This is a genomic window from Vibrio sp. T9 (assembly GCF_003123985.1).
Taxonomy (GTDB): Bacteria; Pseudomonadota; Gammaproteobacteria; order Enterobacterales; family Vibrionaceae; genus Vibrio; species Vibrio diabolicus.
Map to the genome: position 1 here is coordinate 280,064 of NZ_NIGY01000004.1, position 24,296 is coordinate 304,359.

Annotated in this window: 19 protein-coding genes; 9 read left to right on the plus strand and 10 right to left on the minus strand. The window is 47.2% G+C overall.

The window, feature by feature from the left end; genetic code table 11:
* Positions 1-7: 7 nt before the first annotated feature.
* From CBX98_RS10120 to CBX98_RS10140, 4 genes are all read right to left on the minus strand, one after another.
* Positions 8-1,279: a zinc-binding dehydrogenase gene (locus tag CBX98_RS10120; RefSeq protein ID WP_109169125.1), complete on the minus strand. Its 1,272-nt coding sequence runs from the start codon at positions 1,277-1,279 to the stop codon at positions 8-10.
* A gap of 47 nt (positions 1,280-1,326) precedes the next feature.
* Positions 1,327-2,751 (minus strand): PTS mannitol transporter subunit IICB, encoded by a 1,425-nt coding sequence (locus CBX98_RS10125; RefSeq protein ID WP_081442488.1) that lies wholly within the window; start codon positions 2,749-2,751, stop codon positions 1,327-1,329.
* Between the two features lie 12 nt (positions 2,752-2,763).
* The gene (locus CBX98_RS10130; protein ID WP_005391226.1) at positions 2,764-3,207 is read right to left on the minus strand and encodes a PTS sugar transporter subunit IIA; all 444 of its coding nucleotides are present in this window, start codon (positions 3,205-3,207) and stop codon (positions 2,764-2,766) included.
* A 432-nt stretch (positions 3,208-3,639) separates the two neighbouring features.
* On the minus strand, positions 3,640-5,397 hold the full coding sequence (locus CBX98_RS10140) for an SgrR family transcriptional regulator (RefSeq protein WP_109169126.1): 1,758 nt from the start codon (positions 5,395-5,397) through the stop codon (positions 3,640-3,642).
* Positions 5,398-5,886: 489 nt separating this feature from the next.
* Here CBX98_RS10140 and CBX98_RS10145 point away from each other — a divergent pair, with 489 nt between their 5' ends.
* Both CBX98_RS10145 and arsB read left to right on the plus strand, forming a co-directional pair.
* Positions 5,887-6,228, plus strand: a complete 342-nt coding sequence (locus tag CBX98_RS10145; RefSeq protein ID WP_005391232.1) for a winged helix-turn-helix domain-containing protein — start codon at positions 5,887-5,889, stop codon at positions 6,226-6,228.
* 84 nt (positions 6,229-6,312) lie between these two features.
* The gene (arsB, locus tag CBX98_RS10150) at positions 6,313-7,368 is read left to right on the plus strand and encodes an ACR3 family arsenite efflux transporter (protein ID WP_109169127.1); all 1,056 of its coding nucleotides are present in this window, start codon (positions 6,313-6,315) and stop codon (positions 7,366-7,368) included.
* Positions 7,369-7,411: 43 nt separating this feature from the next.
* Here arsB and CBX98_RS10155 read toward each other — a convergent pair whose 3' ends face one another.
* Both CBX98_RS10155 and CBX98_RS10160 read right to left on the minus strand, forming a co-directional pair.
* The gene (locus CBX98_RS10155; protein ID WP_046873725.1) at positions 7,412-8,191 is read right to left on the minus strand and encodes an AraC family transcriptional regulator; all 780 of its coding nucleotides are present in this window, start codon (positions 8,189-8,191) and stop codon (positions 7,412-7,414) included.
* A gap of 21 nt (positions 8,192-8,212) precedes the next feature.
* On the minus strand, positions 8,213-8,746 hold the full coding sequence (locus CBX98_RS10160) for a YbhB/YbcL family Raf kinase inhibitor-like protein (protein WP_005482606.1): 534 nt from the start codon (positions 8,744-8,746) through the stop codon (positions 8,213-8,215).
* Between the two features lie 188 nt (positions 8,747-8,934).
* Here CBX98_RS10160 and CBX98_RS10165 point away from each other — a divergent pair, with 188 nt between their 5' ends.
* On the plus strand, positions 8,935-9,726 hold the full coding sequence (locus CBX98_RS10165) for a PhzF family phenazine biosynthesis protein (RefSeq protein ID WP_109169128.1): 792 nt from the start codon (positions 8,935-8,937) through the stop codon (positions 9,724-9,726).
* 86 nt (positions 9,727-9,812) lie between these two features.
* On the opposite strand, the gene CBX98_RS10170 is transcribed toward CBX98_RS10165, so the two are convergent.
* Positions 9,813-10,847, minus strand: coding sequence for a lactonase family protein (locus CBX98_RS10170; RefSeq protein ID WP_109169129.1), 1,035 nt, complete (start codon positions 10,845-10,847; stop codon positions 9,813-9,815).
* Between the two features lie 406 nt (positions 10,848-11,253).
* Here CBX98_RS10170 and CBX98_RS10175 point away from each other — a divergent pair, with 406 nt between their 5' ends.
* From CBX98_RS10175 to CBX98_RS10185, 3 genes are read left to right on the plus strand one after another with little or no spacing between them, the layout of a single operon-like run.
* On the plus strand, positions 11,254-12,201 hold the full coding sequence (locus tag CBX98_RS10175) for an HlyD family efflux transporter periplasmic adaptor subunit (protein ID WP_109169130.1): 948 nt from the start codon (positions 11,254-11,256) through the stop codon (positions 12,199-12,201).
* Between the two features lie 4 nt (positions 12,202-12,205).
* Positions 12,206-13,132: an ABC transporter ATP-binding protein gene (locus tag CBX98_RS10180; protein ID WP_109169131.1), complete on the plus strand. Its 927-nt coding sequence runs from the start codon at positions 12,206-12,208 to the stop codon at positions 13,130-13,132.
* Positions 13,132-14,229, plus strand: a complete 1,098-nt coding sequence (locus CBX98_RS10185; protein ID WP_172605955.1) for an ABC transporter permease — start codon at positions 13,132-13,134, stop codon at positions 14,227-14,229. Before CBX98_RS10180 ends, CBX98_RS10185 begins: the two co-directional genes overlap by 1 nt.
* A 108-nt stretch (positions 14,230-14,337) precedes the next feature.
* On the opposite strand, the gene CBX98_RS10190 is transcribed toward CBX98_RS10185, so the two are convergent.
* The 3 genes from CBX98_RS10190 to fdhF all read right to left on the minus strand — a co-directional run bounded on the left by CBX98_RS10190 (position 14,338) and on the right by fdhF (position 20,174).
* Positions 14,338-14,709, minus strand: a complete 372-nt coding sequence (locus CBX98_RS10190) for a hypothetical protein (RefSeq protein ID WP_005391248.1) — start codon at positions 14,707-14,709, stop codon at positions 14,338-14,340.
* A gap of 176 nt (positions 14,710-14,885) precedes the next feature.
* Positions 14,886-15,827 (minus strand): endonuclease/exonuclease/phosphatase family protein, encoded by a 942-nt coding sequence (locus CBX98_RS10195; RefSeq protein ID WP_172605950.1) that lies wholly within the window; start codon positions 15,825-15,827, stop codon positions 14,886-14,888.
* A 78-nt stretch (positions 15,828-15,905) separates the two neighbouring features.
* Positions 15,906-20,174, minus strand: coding sequence for a formate dehydrogenase subunit alpha (gene fdhF, locus CBX98_RS10200; protein WP_109169134.1), 4,269 nt, complete (start codon positions 20,172-20,174; stop codon positions 15,906-15,908).
* Between the two features lie 244 nt (positions 20,175-20,418).
* On the opposite strand from fdhF, the gene CBX98_RS10205 reads away from it, so the two are divergent.
* The 3 genes from CBX98_RS10205 to CBX98_RS10220 all read left to right on the plus strand — a co-directional run bounded on the left by CBX98_RS10205 (position 20,419) and on the right by CBX98_RS10220 (position 24,296).
* Positions 20,419-20,838 carry a hypothetical protein gene (locus CBX98_RS10205; RefSeq protein WP_109169135.1) on the plus strand — a complete coding sequence of 140 codons (420 nt, stop codon included), beginning with the start codon at positions 20,419-20,421 and terminating at the stop codon, positions 20,836-20,838.
* 217 nt (positions 20,839-21,055) lie between these two features.
* Positions 21,056-22,477: a TolC family protein gene (locus tag CBX98_RS10215; protein ID WP_172605951.1), complete on the plus strand. Its 1,422-nt coding sequence runs from the start codon at positions 21,056-21,058 to the stop codon at positions 22,475-22,477.
* A 103-nt stretch (positions 22,478-22,580) separates the two neighbouring features.
* Positions 22,581-24,296, plus strand: a complete 1,716-nt coding sequence (locus CBX98_RS10220; RefSeq protein ID WP_109169136.1) for an efflux RND transporter periplasmic adaptor subunit — start codon at positions 22,581-22,583, stop codon at positions 24,294-24,296.

The window sequence follows — 24,296 nt, forward strand, 5'->3', positions numbered from 1 at the left end:
GTTGCAACTAAACCGTTAAGCTCACGTCATAAAACTCAAGTAACGCTTTTTCTGCATGCGCGTTCCACACATAGTTATTAGCGTTCAAAATTGCGTCTAATTCGGCGAAGAACGGGTCTTGGTCTGCCAGCGATAAAAAGTCATCAATCGCGGTCAATGGCAGGTCAATATGCGGGTAAATCAACTTCTTACCGCCCGGAATATCCAACTGATTCAAAATCGTATGGGGTGCAGCTTGTAAGCCACCAACATGCGTGATCATGAACGATGGATTGATCTTACCTTGTGAGGAAAGCTCTATAGATTCCACCATGTCACCCTTTGAACCACCGGACGTCCCTACAATATGGGTTGATTCGTAATGCACGTTGTAAAAGTTAAACGGCACTTTGAAGTTCTTATCCGTTGGGCCAGCAAAGAAATTCAAGCAACCATCATTGCCAAGTAGCTCATCCGCTTGCTCAAGCACTTGAGCAACCGCCGCGTAGACCATTACATCGTCATAACCATTGCCACCGTTGAGTGCTTTGAGATACGTGACCGGGTCGTCGATTTGAGCCGTGTTCACGTAGTGCAGTTCTACGCCCTGCTCTTTGGCTTTTGCAACGGGAATGAGGCTTTCAGCTCGGTCTAAACGCGCGGCGTCGATGTCCGTCACCACGATCAGTTTTGGCTTTACAGGGCCGTTGATCGCATAGTCAATCGCACCAATGCCCATTGGGCCAGCACACGCAAGTAGCGCTAATGCTCCGCCCTCTTTGATGCCCATATCGTGCTCGTACACGTATTGCGTGGTGTGGTAGCTCGCATGGTACGCACCGATAATGCAAGACATTGGCTCAGCCAGCGACGCATCAGCAAAGTAATCGCCGTGGTAAGGCAGCACGCAGCCTAGGTCGATAGCGATTTTAGGAATAATGGAATACGTCGCGTTGCCGCCAAATGTCTCATAGCTGTAGCCCGCCGAGTAGCCTGTTGGCAAGCCCATGGCAGGTTGCAGAACAAAGTAATCGCCAGCTTTGAATCGGTCTTTTAGATTCTCACCGACTTCAACAATCACACCTGCGTATTCATGACCTGTCATCACTGGCACTTCGTCAATGTTTTCAGGAACGCGTTTGTGTTTGCTACCTAACAATGCTGCTTTGTAAGTGGATAGACAAATGCTGTTTGAAATGTTTTTAACCAGAAGTTCATCGGCTGAAATGCTTGGCAAATCAAAAGTTCTTAGTTGAACGTTTTTCTCACCACAGATAACCGCTGCCGTTGTTTGTACCATGATTTCTCTCCTAATTGGGGCGATACCTGCCGCCCCAAACTGCATTGTTAGGCTGGTTGCTCAGTCGCGACCGCTTGTTGCTTAATCTTGTCCATCAGCTCGTCAAGCGCTGGGTCGTTGAGGAAGTTCTTGATCGTTACGACTGGTAAACCTGTCGCGTTGACTGCGCGGCTTTCTAAGCTCTCGTGCGTCACGACGATGTCGGCTTCACTCGGGACTTTCTCGATGGCAAAGTTCTTCACTTCAATCTCTATCCCAGCTTGTACTAGCTTGCGTTTGAAGGTCGAAGCGCCCATTGCACTAGAGCCCATACCTGCATCACAAGCGAATGCGACGAATGAAATTGGTTTGCTTAGTTCTTGCGTCGTAGCAGCTGCAACTGGCTTAACTGCGCCTTCCGCTTTCATCTCTTTCATGTCAGAAACTGACTTCTCAAACTCGCTTTCTTTTTCTTCTGATTTGCTCACCTTCAGAATCGCACTTGCTACCAAGAAAGAGACAATCGTTGCACTTGTCACACCTGCGATGGTCGCAATGAAGCTACCTTTCGGAGTAAGAGCAAGGTAAGAGAAGATAGAGCCTGGACTTGGACCCGCGACCAAACCGGCATCAAATAGGTTGAAGGTTGCGATGCCTGTCGCCGCACCAGCAATCATTGCCACAATCATGATTGGTTTCATGAGTACATATGGGAAGTACAGCTCATGAATGCCACCAAAGAAGTGAATGATGATGGCACTTGGCGCAGAGCGTTTAGATAAACCCTGACCAAACTTTGCGTAAGCCAGCAGCATACCAAGACCTGGGCCTGGGTTAGACGCCACCATAAAGAAAATGGACTTGCCCGTTTCTGCGGCCGCTTGCAGGCCTAGTGGGTAATAAATACCTTGGTCAATGGCGTTGTTCAGGAACAACACTTTTGCTGGTTCGTTAATGATCGCTAACAGAGGCAGGAAACCCGTCGCAACCAACGCTTCGATGCCTGATTTCACAAACAAGTTTGCTGCGGTGACTGAAGGGCCAACAATCTCGTAGGCGAACAAACACAACAACATACCGACGATACCCAACGAGAAGTTGTTGACCACCATCTCAAAACCAGAAGGGATGCGGTGTTGAATACGTTTATCCACTTGCACCACAACCCAAGCACTCAGTGGGCCCATGATCATTGCGCCAACAAACATCGGTATGTCAGCCCCGACAATCACGCCCATCGTACCGATAGCCCCCGCTACCGCGCCGCGTTTTTCACCAACAATCTGACCACCAGTGTAACCAATTAAAAGTGGCAGCAAGTAAGTGATCATTGGCCCCACGAGTTCGCCAAAGGCTTCGTTTGGCATCCACCCCGTAGGAATAAAGAGTGCAGTAATAAAGCCCCAAGCGATAAAGGCTCCGATATTTGGCAGCACCATGGCGGTCAAATGACCTCCGAAGGCTTGCACATTGGCTCGCATGTTTGCTTTCACGTTATGTTCCTTTTAGTATGCTTTTATTATGTCTAGCACTTGTTCTTTGGAAGAGGCTTGTGCCAGTTTTGCAATGTTCTCTTCATCCACAAACATCTCGCTCAACGCTTGAATCACCTCAATGTGGGTATCAGAGTCTTTCGCAGCTAAGGTAATAAGAATATTGGCCGGACCGAGATCCGATCCAAAATCAACAGGTGATGGGAAAATATGGATGCCTAAGCCTGTTTTTAAAACGCCAGTTTCAGGTCGGGCATGAGGCATAGCCAATCCAGGGCATAACACATAGTAAGGACCGTTTTCTTCCGTTGAACGGATGATCGCATCAGCATAGTGCTGGGAGACGTAACCTTTATTTTCTAGGTATTGAGTGGTCTTTTTAACCGCATCTTGCCATTGGTAAGCGCGATCATTAATTACATCTACTAGTTCGTGGTCGATTAACTCGTACAGCATATTTAACCCTATCAACAGTTCGTCATCTGATGGGTTAATTATCAATAACAGAGTCCCAACCGCGCAACCGAGCTACTTTTGCGCTTCGAATCACACTTTAAAGCCTGTCAATTTGTTTAAATGGATAGAGCTCAAAAATCTCACACGTAAAAAATCTACAAATTTTATTTGAGCAACAAATCAATAGACGAATTTTGAATAAAATCACTTTCTCGAAAATATTCTTAAAGTTACATTATTTAAATCAGATCACATTAGACCTATTGACTCAATATAATTCGTGATTAATTTCAAAGTTCATTTCGGGCCATTTATTGATAGCTCACACTAAAACGTAGATAAACATCACATTTGTTGGCTAGAAGAAATAAAAACGTCACTGGCTTTCACCAAATTGCAGACACAAAAAAACCGCCATTCAGGCGGTTTTGATCAGTCCGCAGACCAAACGGATCGTATGTCTGGCCATCCCCAGTTTGTGAGTGCGACATCTTCCAAGACCCCTTGAAAACGTAGCGTCTGAGTATGGTGGAACATCGGTGCAATCCAATATTCGCTGATCAAAGTGGACGCAATCGGCTCTAACGCGCTCAGGTAATCTTCAAGCAGTGAGAATGCACGGACATTTTCCATTTGAGCATCCAACCACGCCGCATTTTGCGCCCCTAAGGTGTGGTAAAGCACTGCATTGCTAAAGAAGTTGCTAAACGCAGACGCATGACGGTTATCGTCCAAGTTAATATTGGTGACAACCAGAGTCTCATCAAGCGTGCCGTTTTTAGCTTTCTCGCTCAGTTCACGGTAGGAGTACATAACGATCTCCACTCGGCTGCCCGCACGCTCTAAACGCGAAGAAATCGCTCGTGCGCACCGGCGTAGCGCCGTGTAATTGTACCCTGCGATGGTGATCAGCTTTGGCAACTTGACCGCATCTCCAAAGGGGCGCAACACTGGCTTCCAGTTAGGCAATAAGTTATAAGCAGGTATGCTCCCAAATATAATGTTTTCATTACGCATCACGTCAGCTAGCAGTTCAGGTTGAATCAATTCACTGATGTATCGGCGCTGGGCCTGAGACAAAGCGTGCTTTGCATGATGGTTAAACAGTGCGAACAAACAACCGTCTTCCGTTCGACTGCGTTTACTCGCTGGTGATACTTCACTGTTTGGCGTCGACATATAGTGGCTGCACATGTCATCAGCAGAATCAGGTTCTGGTTGCAATGTGTTTGCGGCAAGCGATGGATTTTCCATCTGTTCATCGTTGACGATCCATATCGTCACAAAATCCGTTAATACTCGACACGCGTAATAGCCATCAAACGCTTGCAGTTTCAAACGGTTTTCACTGTGCTCAACGACGGAAAATGGGCCACTCCCCACCACCAACTTGTTGTTAGCAACGTTCACCTGACTCACGGGCTGAATGCCATATTTCACGCCAGAAATAAGTCCAGCAAAACCCAAGTCAGGTCGATTAAGCTTAAAAACAACCTTCAACGGATTAAGTGCCGTAATGTTGGCAACATGCTCCAGCTCTTTTTCGTAGTATTCCAAAGAGCTTAATTTGGCGAACAAACTGACAACCGTTTCAGCATCAATTGGGTTGCCATTATGAAAAGTCAGACCCGGACGAAGATAAAATGTCCATTCGTACAAGCTGTCATCATAACGCCAATGATGAGCCAGCTCTGGCTGCACCTGTCCGTTGTAATCGCTCGAAACCAAACAACAATAAATTTGGCGAAGCAAAAAACGTTCACTACTTCGCTGCAGTTGATGCGGAACCACACGCTCGAACATGCGTTTGTAGGTCAGCTGAATATTGAGCCGCCCCTCTTTTACCGATGCGCCCGACGTTGTTTTGAGGAGTCGCCCAAATGCAGCTTCATCTTCATCCAGAATCGACAGCGCTTTCTCGTACTTACCAAGCTTGATTCGCTCTAGTGCAAGGCTTTCTTTTAGCGCGCTGAGTTCAACATTTAACAACAATGTTGAACGTTGGTTCCGTCCCGGTTTTGGTCGCCAACTTAACCACGCTATCTCTTGCATCTGCGCTAGCAAACTGCGCGCATGACGAGGCGAAGTAAACAACAAATCGGCGATTTCTTGCAGCGTAGTTTTTGCTTCATTACCAACACCAAAAGAGAGCAAGCGTTGGTAATAACGAAATAAGTTGAGATCAGACACCGCACGTACCTTAACTCTAGGAGGTCATTGAATAGGCGTATTTTACTGAACTTAGCGGCAATAAAATAAGAAAACTTCCAAACACTTTGTTCCCCTTTTACTAGCATTTCGTCCCTATATTGTAGGAAAAACCCACCTATTTGGTCTTATCAGGAATAAAGCGAAGAAATCTAATCTCTTTTTTACCTCCCCTTTTTTCACCATACTGATTTGGCTCGCAGGAAATATAGAAAATTGCTCACAACCTAACCCCCAAGCAGAACTTAGCTCCTGATACCACACCCCCAATTCGTCGTATCTTTAAGTTCTGCTTTTTTACTTGCTGCCATTTGACCGAATTCTTTGTTAGTCCGCCAAATATTTTTCGAGACATCATCCCTTCCCATTTTTGACGTCGCTTATCTTCAATTTTCCTTTCAACAGTTGCGCCTTAGAAAAAGCACACGTACACTTAATCGCAATTCGACGATTAACTATAAAGGTCTGCTCATGAGCAACAAATGCAGCGAAACATGCGAAATTGCTTTTGAAGCCACACAAAAACAACTGGATAAAGAGCAAGCACTCGCCGCTCAAGCAAAAGCGCTGTCTCATCCTGCTCGCTTACGCATTCTGCATATTCTTCACACTTTAGACACTATGGGCGGCTGCTTAAATAGCGATTTAGTCTCTGAGTTAGGTTTAGCGCAATCGACCGTATCAGAACACTTACGTATTCTAAAACAGGCAGGGTTTATCAGTGCAGAACCTAACCCGCCAAAGGTTTGTTACCGCATTCAACGTGAAAAACTGAACGCGTTTAACGCTCAATTTTCCGGTTTATTTAGCTAAGACACGTTGCGCGCTTTCCATGCGCGCAAAGATAAACTATAACCTTATATATCGCCTTTCGACGATAAACGAATAGAGACCACTATGACGACTGAAGTTTTAAATAGTGCCAGCGAAAAAATGAGCTTTCTTGACCGCTACTTAACGGTTTGGATCTTTGTCGCAATGGCCATCGGCGTGGGGATAGGCGCAGCCTACCCGCAAGTAGCAGAATGGAACGAAGCAATGTCCGTTGGTAGTACGAACGTACCACTCGCCATTGGTTTGATTTTGATGATGTACCCACCACTCGCCAAGGTGAACTACGGTCTATTGGGAACGGTAACGAGAGATAAAAAGGCCATCACGCTGTCTCTGGTTATGAACTGGATCGTCGGTCCAATCCTGATGTTCGTTCTTGCTTTAACCTTTCTTGGTGATCATCCGGGTTACATGGTCGGTATTATTTTGATTGGCCTTGCACGCTGCATCGCTATGGTTTTAGTGTGGAATGATATTGGCGGCGGCAACAAAGAATATGGCGCGGCCTTGGTGGCATTAAATAGCGCATTTCAAATTCTGACTTACAGCGTTATGGCTTGGCTATTTATCACCGTACTTCCACCGTTCTTTGGCTATGAAGGTTTTGTGGTTGATATTTCCATGGGAGACATTGCGGAAAGCGTATTGATTTACTTAGGTATTCCGTTCCTCGCTGGTTTTCTCAGTCGTAAATGGTTAGTCGCTGCAAAGGGTGATAAGTGGTACAACGATGCGTTTATTCCTCGAATTTCACCCATTACTTTGATCGCTTTGCTCGCCACCATCGTGCTGATGTTCAGCCTCAAAGGAGAGATGATTTTACAACTGCCAATGGATGTGTTCCGCGTAGCAGTCCCACTAGCGATCTACTTCGTATTGATGTTTTTTACCAGCTTCTTTATCGGGAAGAGAATGGGCATCCCCTACGACAAAAATGCCTCCATCGCTTTTACGGCGACGGGCAACAACTTCGAGCTGGCGATCGCGGTTTCCATTGCTGTATTTGGCCTGAACTCCGATCAAGCATTCGCTGGCGTGATTGGTCCGCTAATCGAGGTTCCTGTTCTGATTGCTTTGGTTAACGTCGCACTGAGGATGAAAACCAAATACCAGAGCTAAAATTGGAAACATAAAAGATCGAGCCAAACAGCAATATTAAGTACTAACTGACGACAGTTTTTATGTACTCACTGGGCGTTAAACCAAACTTCCCTTTAAATCGTTGGCTAAAACGGCCTTCCGATTGATAGCCACACAACTGCGCGAGTAACGCAACGTTGTATGAACCATTTTGCATCAGGTAGAGTGCGTGATTTAAGCGCACTTCTGCCAGCACTTCGCGATACTGAGTGCCCTCTTGCTTGAGTTTGCGTATCAACGTTGCTCGGCTCATAGCAAAGCGCTCAGCAACAAATTCCAAAGGGTGGTCATCGCCCGGAGAGCGTGACAGATAGCGGCTGAGTTTCTGACTGAACGAGGTATTGGAACTCGAGAAAAGCCGATGCAATAGTCCTCGCTCTGCTAACTGCTGATACAACCCCATCATCCAATAACGTTGCGTCGCTTCACTTAAACTTTCCCGTTCAAAAGAAAACAAGGCATTTAATGTCGCTTGCAGTGCTTTATCTGTCTCCACCGCTGGGACGTAATTTCCCAATGCATTACTCATACTCAGCTCTAACATTTCATCGCTAGGTACACAGTGAAAACTGAACATTCGTGAGAGAAAACGCCCTTGTTGAGGAAGGTTTTCAAAATTCAGCGAAGCGTTTGCTTCACAAAGCATGATGTTAGGATGAAGAATATCAAACGCTTCGTCTTTCCAAAACAGACGCTTACTCCCTTTAATGATCTGGATAATACTCGGGGAGTGAATCCTGACGTTACGCAGCTTTTGCTGCTGCTCCGCACGAAACAGCGTCACTTGATATTGATGCCCCATCTTCTCCCCTTAAGCATTTAATTATCGCGTGTAAGTCGCGGTTAACTTCGCTTTGTCCAATGCGACACTATTCAACGTGAATCCCACAACCGCCGCTGGCGTGTTCTCATCCAAGTTCAACTTGTCACTTGGCAAGGCCCAAACGGTAAACTGGTAGCGGTGCATACCATCTTTTTCTGGAGGACATGCGCCGCCAAAACCAGTAGTACCGTAATCGATACGAGACTCCTTACCGCCGAGCTTGCTAATATCAACGCCACGAGGCAATTCGTTAACTGAGGCTGGAATATCAAACGCTATCCAATGCCAAAAACCACTGCCTGTTGGTGCATCAGGATCGTACGCGGTAATCGCAAAACTTTTTGTACCCTTTGGAACGTCTTTCCACATCAGTTGTGGAGACTGGTTCGCACCATCACATCCCCAACCTGAATATTCAAATGTCTTCGCCATTGGATGACCTTCTTGAATATCTTTGCTCGTTAGTTCAAAAGCGTGGGCAGAGCCGATAACCAAAACGCTAAGGGCCAAAACAGACTTGTGAATCGCTTTCATGTGTTTATTCCTTTCAATGAGTTCAATTCAAGTCTATTCATCAACCCAAGCCAAGATACATCAATAAGTATCACAAAATATAAAACCATCGTCTATTTTGATACTTTAAGATTCAAATATAAATTTCTTATTCTCTGAGTTGCATCTGGTTTATGCTAACTAACCACTCATAGAACAAGGAAGACAAAATGGAACTGGATATCTACGTCGTTGACGCATTTACAGACACGCAATTTAAAGGCAACTCAGCCGCAGTTGTACCCTTGCAAGAGTGGTTAGAACCAGATCTAATGCAAAACATTGCAGCGGAAAACAACCTCTCTGAAACCGCGTTTGTTAAAACGATTGGTACGAATCAATATGAAGTACGCTGGTTTTCTCCACTCACAGAAATCGACTTTTGTGGACACGCAACGCTCGCTGCTTCCATGGTGTTGTTCGACCAACTCGGCGTTACAGGAAGTATTGAGTTTCACACATTAAAAGTGGGCACCTTAACCGTAATTAAGAACGCACTTGGCAAGATTGAAATGACATTTCCGACAAGAGTGCCACAGCCCGTCAACGCCATTCCTACGCAATTAATTGAGGGATTAAACTGCGAAGTCACACACGTACTGCTTAGCCCACAAGCTTACTTCGTCATCGTGGAAGATGAGCAAACCGTTTTCGATGTTCAATATCGATCCGACCAACTGAAACAACTCGCCCCTTACGATGTCGTCGTCACATCAAAAAGCAGTCAATACGACTTTGTATCTCGCTACTTTTGGCCAGCAAACGGCGGAGATGAAGACCCTGTCACAGGATCAATCCACGCAGGCTTAGCACCATATTGGGCGCAAGAGCTCGGCAAAGCATCTTTAGTGGCGTATCAAGCATCAGCGCGTGGTGGCGTTCTGTACTGCGAAGTCAAAGAGGATTGCGTCAATGTATCTGGTGATGGTGTGTTGTATATGAAAGGCAAAATTTACGTCTAAGTGTGCCTCGAAGATTGGCGTTAACTGTTTTTATCCTTGAGAGCCTAGCCGCCCGCTAGGCTTTTCTATTTCCTGCTGCTTCTGCGTTAATCGTTACAAAGGTGTTCGACAATACACACTGGAGAGCCTATCTCACAGTCATAACCCGTTGCAGTAATTTCCCCTGTTTGAGGATTGCGACGAAAGCTCACCACATTGTTGGAATGTTGATTGGCAACCAGCAACCACTTTTGATCATGAGACAACACAAAATCTCGTGGAAAAGCCCCTTCACAGTGAATGGCTGCTCGCCTTTTGGGCGTATCACCAGACACATCAAACACACTGATTTTGTTCTGAGCTCGGCAAGAGACATACAAAAACGTTTCATCTAACGAAAGACGAATCGCCGCCGCCGCTTGCTGATTCTCTTCCCCTCCTAATAATTCTGTTTGATTCAAGATAAGCCATTTATCTTGATGCTTAACTAGAACAATCAAGGTTTCTGACAGTTCGCAAACCACATACGCTGTCGACTCTTGTTGGTTAAACACCACATGGCGCGGTCCCGAACCTGCGGGTAAATGAATCACTTGCGACAGTGAAAAATCCGGCTGCTGGGCATCGTAATCATAAATAAGGACGCTATCGCTGCCTAAGTCTACGACAACCAATTGATCACTGTGCTTTAAAAACGTGACTTGATGAGCATGAGGAGAAGTTTGGCGTTCTAAATTTGGCCCGCACCCATCAACGTATAAATCCGTCAACAAACTAAGCGGTTTACCATCGCGATCCAATTGAAATACGTTAACATTTCCAGAGCCATAATTAGCAACCGCCAACAACGGTTTTTTGATATCCAAATGACACGGATAATCGCCATTAATCGGCAAAGAGACGGATTCACTACCGCGAAAAAACGCGAGCTCTGCACCTTCATTTCTATCCATTTCGCTAAACGTATACAGCCCGTGTTCGGTGGTCGTGAGATAGGACGGATTACGTTGAACTACAGCATCGTCAAGCCGAGTTAGTTCACCCGTTTCAGTGTTCAGCGCTACACGCGCGATGCCCGTGCTCGTACTCGGTGGGTTGGTGTAAGTGCCAATATAAAAATGCACGTGACCAGTTGTTGTCATGGATGGCCTTATATGAGTGATTCGTATTATTCAACACCTTGCCTATTGTCATGGCCGACCGCAATCCATTTTACGAATCAACCACTTAAAATGTGAAGTGATTTCTAATTCAGAATCAATTGACAACTTGCAGCCTCAACTAGCCTAGTGTTTATCGCTGGGCATTTAATTTTACTTATCAGGAAAAACCTGACCTCGTTCAAGGTTTTTTCATTCCACCTCGCGACAAGCTTGTTCCAACGCTAAGCCTCTCTATTTAAAAAGAATCGCTTGTAGATAAAATGCTAAGCTCTAAAAAGAAATCGTTATGGATGGCGGTTAGCGACGGGTTGGCGGGCTCAATTAACACGCTCCCGTTCGCAAGTTATCTATTCATGCATTACTTCTTCAAAGGAAGCACCGCACTATGAAGCGAATCATTTTTGGCACATTGATTATTGCCCTTTTAAGCGCCTGTTCAAAAGATAACATGCACCAAGCGCTTGGCACTCTAGAGCGTGACCGCGTAACGTTTACCGCCACATCTAATGAGATAATTAGAGCCCTTCCTGTCAAAGAAGGCAGCTTGGTCAGTGAAGGGGAAGTGTTGGTTCAGCTCGATACTAAGAATCAACAAGCCGTTCTTGCACACGCCGTTGCCGAGCAAGCCAAAGCGGGAGCGTATTTGCTTAAATTGACCAATGGTGAACGCCCAGAAGACATTGCTGCCGCATCAGCACGCGTAGCCCGAGCGGAAGCGCAGCTCACCGAAGCGCAGAAAAACTATCAACGCAAAGCAGAACTGGTGCGTAAAAAGCTCATCAGCCAATCCGAAAAAGATTCCGCTCTTGCGGCAAGGGACTCTGCGAGAGCGGAATTAGACTCAGCAAAAGAAGAGTTCAGTAAGCTCACCGCAGGTTCTCGCCTAGAAGACATCGAACAAGCTAAAGCCGCTTTAATGGCGGCAAAAGCCGAAGTGGCGTTGCAAGAGCAAAAACTGGCAGAACTCACCATCACGGCCACGCGTGACGGTACGCTCGATAATTTGCCTTACAACCTTGGCGAACGCGTACCAGTGAACGGTGTGGTTGCCGTGATTCAAGCCAACCGCGTGCCGTATGCGCGAGTGTATGTTCCTGCCGATTATCGAATCGGGTTTATTCCTGGGAAAACCGTGACGGTAAATGTCGATGGCCTGGAGAGTCCATTACAAGGCACCGTTCGTTGGGTGGCTAGTGAGCCGTCATTCACGCCCTACTTCGCACTAACCGAAGAAGAACGTTCACGATTGATGTATCTAGCAGAAGTTGATTTACCTGAGACTGCCAAAACGTTGCCGTCCGGTGTGCCTGCCCAAGTAGATTTGATGGAGTAAGCCAATGACCGAGTATGCAATTCAAGCTCAAAATGTGGTCAAAAAGTTCGGCGACTTTACTGCTATCAATAACATCACACTCAACGTGCCCAAAGGCAGCATTTACGGATTTTTGGGGCCAAATGGTTGTGGTAAGTCGACCACCATTCGTGTGCTCACCGGCCTTCTTAGCCCAAGCGAAGGCAGTGTGAATGTGCTTGGATTAGAAATCCCAAAGCAATCCGAACAACTGCGGCTCAAAATTGGCTACATGACACAAAAGTTCTCGTTGTACGACGACCTATCCGTTCAAGAAAACCTCGAATTTATTGGGCAAATTTTTGGTTTAAGCAGCAAGTCGCTGAAAGAGCGGATCGAAGAGCAGCTCACCACTTACGGGTTGGATCAATTGCGCAAACAGCGCGTAAGCGGCATGAGTGGCGGTCAAAAGCAGCGCCTTTCACTCGCCGCGGCAACCATGCACAAACCCGAACTGCTGTTTTTGGATGAGCCAACATCCGCCGTTGATCCCGAAAATCGACGCGATTTTTGGGAGCAGTTGTTCGACTTGTGCGATCAAGGTACGACGATTTTGGTCACCACGCATTACATGGACGAAGCGGAACGCTGCCACCGTCTGGCGATCATGGAATCAGGCGAAATTCGTGCCGATGGCGAACCCGAACAGTTAATGGAACAGATGGGCGTTAATATCATTGAGGTGAAAGCCGACAAACTTCGTGAACTCAAAGAAAAGCTAATTCAACGTGACGAAGTTCGCTCTGCGGCGCAGTTGGGGATTCGTTTACGCATCCTTATCCACCAGCATGTCGAGCAGCCGATTGAATGGTTAAAGCAGACGTTTCCCGAACTTCAAAACACTGAAATGAACCACGCTCGCCCAAGCTTAGAAGATGTTTTTGTCAGCGTGACAGGGAAAGGCCGCCAATGATGAAACCTATCGCTCGCATGAAAGCCGTCATGATCAAAGAGATTCGCCAACTTTCCCGTGACCGAATCACATTTGGCATGGTGGTGATGATCCCGCTTATCCAGCTTTTGCTGTTCGGCTTCGCAATCAATACGGACATTCGCAACATTCCGGTAGGGGTTGTCGACCAAAGTGGCAGCACTGCCGGGCGGATCATTACCCAGTCCGTCAAAGTCACTCAAGTGGTGGATATCAAAGAAACCTATGCCACCGCGCAAGAGGCTGAACAAGCGATTCAAGATGGTATTGTGCGCGCCGTGCTGATTTTGCCAAGCGATCTCACACAACGCATGATGCAAGGTCGAGAGCTTGGGCAATGGATTGTGGATGGGTCAGATACCATGATCAGCTCGGCAATATTGTCGTTGCAAACCATGCCATTGACCGATTTTGATTTCGAGATTCGCCCAGCGCCCAGCAAAACATTCGAAGTCGCACTCTACTACAACCCAAGTCGGCGTTCTGCGGTCAACATCGTACCCGGCTTACTCGGTGTGATTCTCACCATGACGATGATTTTGTTCACCAGTGCCGCGATTGTACGAGAACGTGAACGGGGAAATTTGGAGCTATTGATCACCACGCCCATCCACTCGATAGAGCTAATGGTGGCGAAAATCGTGCCGTATATCTTTGTCGGCTTAATTCAGGTTTTCATCATTCTAGGGTTGGGACATTGGATTTTCGGCGTGCCGATTAACGGTGCAATCAGCCAAATTCTGTTTGGAACCTTGTTGTTTATCGCCGCCAGCTTAACTTTAGGATTGGTCATATCCACCATCGCCACAACTCAGCTTCAAGCCATGCAAATGACGGTGTTCATTCTTCTGCCTTCAATTCTGCTGTCTGGATTTATGTTCCCTTACGAGGGCATGCCAGTCGCAGCACAGTGGATTTCAGAAGCCCTGCCCGCCACTCACTTTATGCGCATGATTCGAGGCATAGTGTTGCGAGGAGCGGATCTGATCGACTTATGGCGAGATACCCTTTGGTTGCTCGGGTTTACCGTATTTGGATTGGTCGTTGCGTCACTGAGGTTTAAGAAATCGCTCGATTAAACTTGCCAATTTTTCTCTTTCGCAGAAACAAAAATAGCCTCGACAATGAGGCTATTTTTGTTTGGATATTCAAATTTAGTTTTACCGGACTTAACTAAGCAACTCACCTTAATAATATTCGCCGTACGAGCAGTCTCGTAAGTCTGAAATACTGTAGTTTTTCAAAGAGTTGATTTTAAAGTTAAACACCACCTGTTTACAGACGACACCTTCACGATCGGTATAGGTAATAAAGCCTTCACTGTAAGCACGTTTGCCATCAGAAGACGTAACATCGGCCACGAGTTCTAAATGCCCTTTGTGCGCCTCTACGCGATTCATCATCTCAAACACATCCATCCACTCTTCGCGATTTGCCATTTGTATCAACATGGATTTGGCCTGTGTTTCCAACTGCTGCGGATACACGTAATAACGGTTGTAACCAAAGTATGCGCACATCAGTAATAGAACGAGTGCAAATGAGGTTGTTCTTGTCATGCAAGCTGCCTCTTGTTGTTATAAAAATCCTGCTTCGTTAGTTCAGTATAGGAAGCAAGCAAAGTTTAGGTCATGGAACTTGCTCAAATAACAGAGAACAGTCAGAGACAGTCAATTCTATGAAAAGCTCAGTACCGGTTTTACTTATGAAACATGACAAACTCTAAGGGCTTGAACTATGGGATATGCACACCGATCTGGGTTGTCACCATGCGGTGATCTGAGCCTTGAGGAAAAGCAGAGGATTCACGAGAGCAGATGATTCGCTGTCCTTGCTCAGATTTTAGCCACAAATGATCAATACCTATCATCATCGGCTCTGGCACGTTGATGCCTTTGATGTTAGTTGGCCAGCTCGTCACTGGCGCGGTTTGAAAACTCGGGAACAGCGTAGCAAAACGAGGGCTAACCGAGGAGAGATTGAAATCCCCCACAACCAACACTTCTGGCTCGGGATAAAGCGCGGTCAGCATTTCTATAGTTCGCACCAGCGCATTTCTTTGATGCCAAAGCTCGCTGGTTCTTGGTGACGGTGGATGAGCCGCAAACAAAGAGATCGGTGCTTGACCTTTAGGCAGCCAAACCGCTCTGATGACTTCTTGTCCATTTGGCGCACGATAAACCGAAACCTCCGTGATGGGGTGTCGGCTAAGAATCATCAAATTTGAAGGGTACCCCACGTCACGTTGGCCACCATAATAATGCGGATCGATATCATCCAACATGTGCAAAAGGCTGCCAACTCGCGGCGTCAGCTCTTGCATCACCACCAAATCAGCAGGATGCCTCAACAGATAGTTGATGAACTGATTGATGTCTGAGTTTTCGTAAAAAAGATTGAATTGAATGACGCTCAAAGACTGCGAGCAAGACGCCACATGGCTGCGCTGCGGCGGAACAAGTAACGAGACAAACAAAATAGCGACAAAGGCAGAAAATGCACTTTGCAACCATCGGCGAGCAATAAAAAACGCCGAGGCTAAAACAACGTAAGTGAACACAATGAGGGCGGGAATCGAGGTAAGATTCTCCGCCCACCAAATATGTTCAATTTGCCTGACCGCCAGCCAAATAAGAGCGGGTAGAAGCAATATGATCCACTTAAAAACGCTCGACACACGCACTGCTCGTTTCGCTATTACATATCATAAGCTTAAATGCAATTTCTCAACTCGCCAGTGCGTGAAGCGTTGATGTTAGACGTGGTGTACCGCCTCCTCGACAGGCTCTGGTTGACCGGCCGTTTCACTGATTTCAACCTTAACCGCTGCTACTTTGAATTCAGGAATTTTCGCATGCGGGTCCGTTGCCGTAGTCGTCAAGCGGTTGACTGGCGACTCAACGAAATGGAACGGGATAAACACGACGCCTTTTTGCATTCGCTTGGTCACAAACGCATCAATTTCGATACTGCCACGACGAGTCGACACTTTTAGGCGCTGACCATTATGGATACCAATTACTTCGGCATCTTCAACACTGATCATCGCTCTTGGCCCAGCAAGGTTATCCAACCCTTTCGTTTTGCGTGTCATCGTACCGGTGTGGAACTGTTCTAGCACACGCCCTGTTGTAAGCACCAAAGGATACTCTTCATCAGGCAACTCGGCTGCATAACGGAACGGCACGCCCACCATTTGCCCTTTCCCTCGGGTAAATTGGGTTTGGTGCATGATACGAGTACCGTTTGGATTGTTCTTGTTACTTGGCCATTGAACACCGTTCGGCGTGATCGCGTCCCAACGCAACCCTGCATATTGCGGCGTTACACGCGCGATTTCGCTAGTGATTTCAGAAACGCACTGGTAATGCCAATCGCTGCCCATCGCATTTGCGATCGACTGAATGATCCACCAATCTTCTTTCGCCTCACCCGGCGCTTTCACTGCCGCATTAACGCGCTGCACGCGTCGCTCAGTATTGGTGAAGTGACCGGATTTTTCCGCAAATGAACAAGAAGGCAATACCACATCGGCATACTGCGCCGTCTCGGTGAGGAAGATGTCTTGCACGACCAAGAAGTCGAGAGCTTCCAACCCTTCAATCACGTGAGCTTGGTTTGGATCACTCAGTACTGGGTTTTCGCCCATGATGTACATCCCACGAACTTCTCGTTTGCACGCCGCATCGATGATTTCCGTTAGGGTAAGCCCTTGCTCAGAAGGTAAATTCGGCGCATCCCACTCAATCGCGAATTTCTGACGAACAATCGGGTTATACACTTTTTGATATCCCGGATAACAGTTCGGCAAAGCGCCCATATCACACGCACCTTGTACGTTTGATTGACCGCGCAGTGGGTTAATACCACCACCCTCAATACCGATGTTGCCACACAACAATTGCAGGTTTGCAATCGAACGAACGTTGTCGTGCCCTGTTGTATGCTGGGTAATACCCATTGAGTAATACACCGCCGTGCGTTTTGCCGTACCAATCATTCGCGCCATCGCGAAAATATCGTCCGCTTTTACGCCCGTCACTAACTCAACTTTGTCGAGGTTGTACGCTGGCGACATCACCTCTTGAAGCAAGGTATCAAAGCCGTCGACGCGCTCTTCGATGTATTCTTGATCGTACCAACCATTTTTGATGATTTGCTGCATCACGCCGTTGAGCAACATAACATCCGTGCCCGGACGATGCGCTAAGTACAGCTCTGCATGTTCGGCCATGTCTACTCGTTTCGGGTCTGCCACAATCAAGCGTGCCCCGTGATGACGAATCGCCTGCTTGATGTGCGAAGCGATGATCGGGTGCGCAGATGTGGTGTCAGAACCGATAATAAAGATCACATCGGAATGCTTAATGCTTGGAATGTCGTTGGTCATCGCACCACTCCCCAACGATGCTTCAAGCCCTGTCACACTTGATGCGTGACACAAACGTGCGCAGTGATCAACGTTGTTCGTACCAAGTTCACGACGGATGAATTTTTGAAATGCGTAGTTATCTTCGTTAGTGGTTTTCGCTGAAGAGAATCCGGCCAGTGCGTTGCTACCAAAATCTTGCTTGATCGTCGAAAGCTTCGAAGCCACGAGCTGAATCGCTTCGTCCCAACTTGCTGGCTGCAACCAACCATCTTTACGAATCAGTGGTGTCGTTAAACGCTCTTCGCTGCTAATGAAATCAAAACCGAAACGGCCTTTCACGCACAGCATACCTTGGTTAACTGGCGAATCCGCACCTTTTACATAGCGGATTTTGTTTTGTTGCTCATCGACAAACATGGTCAACTTACAACCCACACCACAATAGGTACAAATGGTGTCGACGGCTTTTAGGTGTTCGGTTCTGCCTTGAGAGCGGTCACGGCTGTCCACCATCGCGCCCGTTGGACATGCCTGAACACACGCCCCACATTGCACGCATTTTGAATCGCCCATGAGCGTCAAACCGCTGCAACTTGCGCCTTTTTCATCGGAGCGGAATCGTGGACGATCATCTGGTCGTAAAGCTGGTCGGCCATTTTTATCCGACACAAAACTCAACACACCATGTACCGCTTGCTCACGGCATGCTTGAATACACTGACCACAACTGATGCAGCGGTTAGCATCAAATTCAATGAACTCAGAGCTGCGGTCTACTTCGTATTTATGACGAAGATCTTTCGCTCGCAAATCGAGCCAATCTTGATGACCAATCACGCTAGCAGAGGAAACGTCCACGGAAACATCGAAATGTTGCTCGGCATGATATTCCGTTGAGTAATCTCGCAAGGCACAGTCGGTATTCGCTTGGCAACCACACTCTAAGCAGCGCGCCGCTTCTTTCATGGCCTCTTCGTTATCAAAGCCCAGTTCCACTTCAGCAAAACTCTGCTCACGCTGCGCTGGAGTCAACTCCGGCATGATTGAACGAGCAACTTTTTGGATATTTTCGAAATGAAGTGGGTCAACCTGCGCCAGTTTTTTCTCTTTACGAGAGTTGAACGCAGGTTTCGGCATGTCCGCCATATCGCCATTGAGGAACAGATCAATCGCTTTTGCCGCAACTCGCCCATCGCCCACCGCTTCAACCGCTGTTGCAGGACCACGACGAAAATCACCGATACTGAAGATATTGCCCGTACCCGTGTGCATGGTTTGAGCATCGGATTCAGATGTGTTCCAACGTGTTAGTGGAATAGACAAATCATCGTTTTCTAAGAAGCTGAGCTCCGGCTTTTGCGATACCGCTGCAATCACTGTATCAAATGCTTCAGTAAAGAACTCACCTGTTGGTTTCGGACTACGACGACCAGACGCATCTGGCTCACCTAACGCCATTCGTTCTAATCGAATTGCCTTCACGCGGCCGTTTTCATCCGCGATGTTTTCCGCCGGATTCGTTAAGAAATGGAACTTCACACCCTCATGTTCAGCTTCGACGATTTCGTAGTCTTCGGCTGGCATTTCGTCGCGAGTTCGACGATAGATCAAAGTGGTATCGGCACCCGCACGACGCGCCGTACGCGCACAGTCGATCGCAGTGTTACCACCACCAATCACGGCAACTTTTTTGCCCGTAACGTAGTTTTGTCCTGTAACGTAATCTTTCAGGTAATCAACACCGAGATAACAGCCGTCCAAGTCGCTACCAGGATAATTCATTTCTACCGCTTGAGACGCCCCCACAGCCAAACAGACGGCATCGTAGTCTTCACTCAATTGCGACAGCGTGAAATCAACACCAAGCTTTTTGTTGGTTTCAACTTGCATACCGTTGCGGCACATCAGTTCGATTTCTTTGTCTAGAATGTCTTTGGGTAGGCGATATTCAGGAATGCCGTAGCGTAGCCAACCGCCTGCTTTGGGCATGGACTCAAATACGGTGACGTCATAACCTTCATTCGACAAGTAATAACCTGCCGTTAAGCCACCGGGGCCACTACCAACAACGGCGATCTTGCGATGCTTCGCTGGTTTTTTCTCTGGGACATACGCTTCATGCGCCACTAGATCTGCGTCTGCGGCATGGCGTTTGAGTTGGCGAATGGCAATCGGCTCATCCACCAAATAACGGCGACACTCACTTTCGCAGAATGCCGGACACACACGCCCAATCGATAACGGCATTGGCAGTGTGCGTTTAATAACTTCAATCGCTTTTTGATGATCGTTTTGCGAGATATGGTAGAGATAAGATTGGATGTCTACCCCAGCAGGACACGCCGTTTTGCATGGAGCTTCACAGTCTGCGTAGTGGTCCGTCATGATTCGGTTGAGCGCTTTTCTGCGGTGCTCACTCAGTTGTTCTGATTGTGTGACGACATTGAGACCTCGGTACACTTTGAGATCACAGGCGCGCTTAGTTCCGCCTCTTTCCACTTCGACAACGCACAAATCACACGGAATTTTCTCGTTACTTTTGTTCATTCCGCACAGTGAAGGGATTTCGACCCCACACACTTTGGCTGCTTCCAGAAGGGTTAGCCCCTCTTCTACAATTCTATATTTTCCATCGATGACAATTTCTATCATACAACCCCCGAAGCAGGCACACTAAACCTTACATTCTATAAGGATAAACCCTACCATGGAAAGTTCGTGTGACAAAAAACTCACTAGCGAGATATTTCTTAGCGATTAATATGTCCAATTGACTTTAAGATGTAGAACTCATTATCTCGAAGTGGGGTCGGTATAATCCTTGACTTTACCCCTAGGGTAACCTTTATTATTTAGGGGTTACTCGATATATAAGCTCATTTTGACTGGAAACCGTATGCGTCTGAAATCATTGCATACAATTTGGCTAACGTTATGTACAACGCTGATACTACTGGTATCTAGCGTGGTTAACAGCGCGCCTTTAATGAGTATCAAAATGATGTCGAGTGATGTCATGATGTCAGCTCACATGACGGAAATGGCAAGCGAGAACGATCACTGCGGCTCACCGAGTATGAGCATGGAGATGGCCTCATCGTTGAGTTCCAACTCTGTAGAGATGACCATGAGCTGTATTGATGGCTCCGGGATGATCCACAATTGCTGTACAGCATCTTGCTCATTCGTTTTTGTCCCATTACCAGTCACTGACAGCCAGCTCTCCCCATTGGCTTGTCGCGCATCCATTGCCTCAGAAATTACCGCACCAGTGGTACAAGTCACCCATGATTTGTATCGGCCTCCGATAGTTTAATCCATACAAAGCATTCGACCCTGCATCGCTTTGCAGGCAGTTTCTTTGCGCCCAACTGATAGCGTGCTCACCTCAGCTATTCGCTCGTAATTTCATTTGTTACCTGCTATTTAGCGATAAAAAAGTACGTCATCCGTTTGGCAAATACCAACGCTCTCATGCTCGGTTCAATCGATCCGAAACGCAAAAGAGCTTGGTATCAATTTGGATGTAAATTATGGAATTCAACCCAAATCGCTTAGTGGCACCAGTATGCTCACTGGCTCTGGTTGCCCTACCTGCTTTCAATGTGGTGGCGCAATCGCCAACCAATACGAAAGCACAACAAGAAGCGCAAGCTCAATCAATCCAAGCCCAATCAACCAATGAGCTAGCAAACCTCATTAGCATCGCGTTGAGCAACGATGGCAACCGCAAGCAATTCTATGCTCAATCGGAAGCGATGCGTGAAACAGGCGTAGCCAGCGCAACCTTGATGGACCCGAAACTGAAAGTCGGTTTTGGTGGTTTGCCTGTCGATAGCTTCAAATTTGACGAGGATCCGATGACCAATATCTCCGTCGGTTTGATGCAACAATTCGAACGTGGCTCGACGCTCAACCTTCAACAAAAGAAAGCCAATCAACAAGCCGATGGTTTGTCTCTGCAAGTTCACGCACGGGAGCTTGAAGTGGCAAACAGCATGACTCAGCTTTGGTTGGAGTTGGGCTATCAGCAGAAAGCAGAGCAAATTTTGTTAGAAAACCGTCGGCTCATGACGGAAATGGAAAACTTCATTCAAACCAATTACTCAATCGGCAAAAGCGAAGCGCAAGATTTACTGAATGCACAGCTTCAAGTGAGTAAGTTGGATGAAAAGCTGCAAGCCAACGCACAAATGCAGCGCCGTTTGGTCTCGCAACTCTCAGAATGGTTGGGCTCGGACTGGCTCAATACCTATACCCAAAACGGACGCTCAACACTTCAAGCCAGCAACACACTGACTTGGGCGTCATTAAACCAAAAGTTGTCTGCAAATAACGAAACGACCAAGCACTACCAACAGTTGAGTGAGCACCCGATGGTGAAAATGGCAGACGTAAGTATCTCTGCCAATGAAACTCAAGTGGACATTGCAGAGCAAGCTTACACGCCTCAATTCGGTGTGGAAGTGATGTACGCCTATCGTCAAGCCAACAATATGAAAGGCGAACCTGCATCGGATTTGGTGAGCGCGTATCTAACAATGGACATTCCCCTGTTCACTGGCAATCGCCAAGACCGCAACTTAGCCGCCGCTCAGTATCAAGTGGGTGCTGCTCGCTCACAAAAAGATACGTTACTGACTCAGATGAACGCGAAGGTCAACACATTGCTGGTTGATCGCGCCAACTTGAGTCAGCGTTTAGAGCGTTATCAATCCACCTTACTTCCCCAAGTTCAAGCTCGTATTCACGCGGTAGAAAGGGGTTATCAAAACAACACCGCACAGTTTAACGACGTGATCATGGCAAGCACAGACGAGCTGGCGCTAAAGATCGAACAGCAACGTCTTATTACCGATTTAAACATCGTAAACAGCAACTTAGCGGCTTTATTGGGTGGTTTCGAATATCAAGTATCCACACCCAACATCACGCCTGAAGCAAGCGCGAACTAAAACAAAAACATGAGAGAACCCAAGTTTGGGGACGATGGCGAATGCACACCAATAAACAATCAACATCGCTGTCATGCCTCATGGGGAAAATAAGGAATTAGGAATGAGTTCAAATTCAATAAAGATAGCAACCATCGCTCTGCTTGTTGGCGGGGCACTAGGGTTTGGCGTTAATCAGTACCTATCTGGTGCAAACCACGACATGAGCGGCACAGGCGGTAGCGCTTCGAGCAACCCAAACGAGCCACTCTATTGGGTTGCGCCGATGGATCCAAATTATAAGCGCGACAAACCGGGTAAGTCGCCAATGGGCATGGACTTGATCCCAGTGTACGCTGAAGATCTCGCAGGTGAACAAGACAAACCCGGCACGGTAAAAATTGACCCATCAGTTGAAAACAACTTAGGTGTAAAAACTGCTCAAGTCTCTTTAGAGCAACTTTCACCTCGGATTGAAACTGTCGGCTATATCGCGTTTGACGAAAGTCATTTGTGGCAAACCAACGTTCGCGTGGCCGGCTGGGTTGAAAAGCTTTACATCAATGCCGTAGGTGAAAAGGTCAACAAAGGCGATGTGCTGTTCACGCTGTATTCGCCTGAGCTAGTCAAAGCACAAGAAGAGCTGCTGAACGCCTACCGAACTGGGCGTAATGGCCTGGTGAAAGGCGCGACAGAACGTTTAGTGACACTGGGTGTTGATCGCTCTCAAATCAGAGCCATCACTCAACGCGGGAAAGCATCGCAAACTATTGAAATTAAAGCTCCGGAAGATGGCGTCATCGCGAGTTTGAACGTTCGTGAAGGTGGTTACCTATCCCCTGCTCAAGCGGTGATCAGCGCGGGCCCACTTGAAAATGTATGGGTGGATGCCGAAGTATTTGAGCGCCAAGCGCACTGGATGAAAGCAGGAAGTAGCGCCACTATGACGCTTGATGCTATTCCAGGCAATGAATGGAAAGGGGTTGTCGACTACGTATACCCTATTCTGGATCCTAAAACTCGTACCTTGCGTGTACGCCTCAAGTTCCCTAACCCGAATGGCGATCTTAAACCTAATATGTTTGCCAACATTGCCCTTCAACCAGTCACTGATAACGCAGTTATGACGATTCCTAAGTCTTCCGTTATTCGATCCGGCGGTATGACCCGAGTCGTGTTGTCTGAAGGCGATGGTAAATACCGCTCAACGCGCATCAAAGTTGGGCGTGAAGCCGACGACAAAATCGAGGTGCTGCAAGGTCTGTCTCAAGATGATCGCATCGTAACCTCTGCACACTTTATGTTGGATTCGGAATCGAGCCAAACGGCTGATCTATCCCGTATTTCATCACCTACTGAAGCCAAAGTAGAAACAGTTTGGGCTAAGGGTGAAATCACCGATGTGATGAAAGATCACCGTATGTTGACCATTAATCATCAGCCCGTAGCAGAGTGGGATTGGCCGGGTATGGTCATGAACTTTACCCTCGCAGATGACGTTGATGTGGGCACTCTGCAAAAAGGCCAAGCTATCGAGTTTGAAATTCAGAAAACAGAGTCCGGTCAATATGAAGTCGTTGACTACAAAACCGATGACAGCGTTGTCGTGACTGACGTATGGATTACCGGAGATATCAGCATGTTGATGGCGGATTTTGGGATGATAACTCTCAACCACCTCCCAGTTACAGAATGGAACTGGGAGGCAGGAGAGATGAACTTCTCTGTGGGTGATGAAGTGGATCTATCCGGATTCAAAGAAGGTCAGAAAGTACGGTTTTTAGTTGAAAAACAAGGAGCTGACTACGTCTTGAAGCAACTTGAAGCGGTTGAGGGCTAA

Coding starts and splice junctions, on each gene's coding strand:
- CBX98_RS10220 (WP_109169136.1), top strand. CDS start 22,581: ATGAGTTCAAATTCAATAAAGATAGCAACCATCGCTCTGCTTGTTGGC.
- CBX98_RS10145 (WP_005391232.1), top strand. CDS start 5,887: ATGAGCAACAAATGCAGCGAAACATGCGAAATTGCTTTTGAAGCCACA.
- CBX98_RS10180 (WP_109169131.1), top strand. CDS start 12,206: ATGACCGAGTATGCAATTCAAGCTCAAAATGTGGTCAAAAAGTTCGGC.
- CBX98_RS10130 (WP_005391226.1), bottom strand. CDS start 3,207: ATGCTGTACGAGTTAATCGACCACGAACTAGTAGATGTAATTAATGAT.
- CBX98_RS10170 (WP_109169129.1), bottom strand. CDS start 10,847: ATGACAACAACTGGTCACGTGCATTTTTATATTGGCACTTACACCAAC.
- CBX98_RS10185 (WP_172605955.1), top strand. CDS start 13,132: ATGAAACCTATCGCTCGCATGAAAGCCGTCATGATCAAAGAGATTCGC.
- CBX98_RS10205 (WP_109169135.1), top strand. CDS start 20,419: ATGCGTCTGAAATCATTGCATACAATTTGGCTAACGTTATGTACAACG.
- CBX98_RS10165 (WP_109169128.1), top strand. CDS start 8,935: ATGGAACTGGATATCTACGTCGTTGACGCATTTACAGACACGCAATTT.
- CBX98_RS10160 (WP_005482606.1), bottom strand. CDS start 8,746: ATGAAAGCGATTCACAAGTCTGTTTTGGCCCTTAGCGTTTTGGTTATC.
- CBX98_RS10120 (WP_109169125.1), bottom strand. CDS start 1,279: ATGGTACAAACAACGGCAGCGGTTATCTGTGGTGAGAAAAACGTTCAA.
- CBX98_RS10175 (WP_109169130.1), top strand. CDS start 11,254: ATGAAGCGAATCATTTTTGGCACATTGATTATTGCCCTTTTAAGCGCC.
- CBX98_RS10155 (WP_046873725.1), bottom strand. CDS start 8,191: ATGGGGCATCAATATCAAGTGACGCTGTTTCGTGCGGAGCAGCAGCAA.
- arsB (WP_109169127.1), top strand. CDS start 6,313: ATGACGACTGAAGTTTTAAATAGTGCCAGCGAAAAAATGAGCTTTCTT.
- fdhF (WP_109169134.1), bottom strand. CDS start 20,174: ATGATAGAAATTGTCATCGATGGAAAATATAGAATTGTAGAAGAGGGG.
- CBX98_RS10190 (WP_005391248.1), bottom strand. CDS start 14,709: ATGACAAGAACAACCTCATTTGCACTCGTTCTATTACTGATGTGCGCA.
- CBX98_RS10215 (WP_172605951.1), top strand. CDS start 21,056: ATGGAATTCAACCCAAATCGCTTAGTGGCACCAGTATGCTCACTGGCT.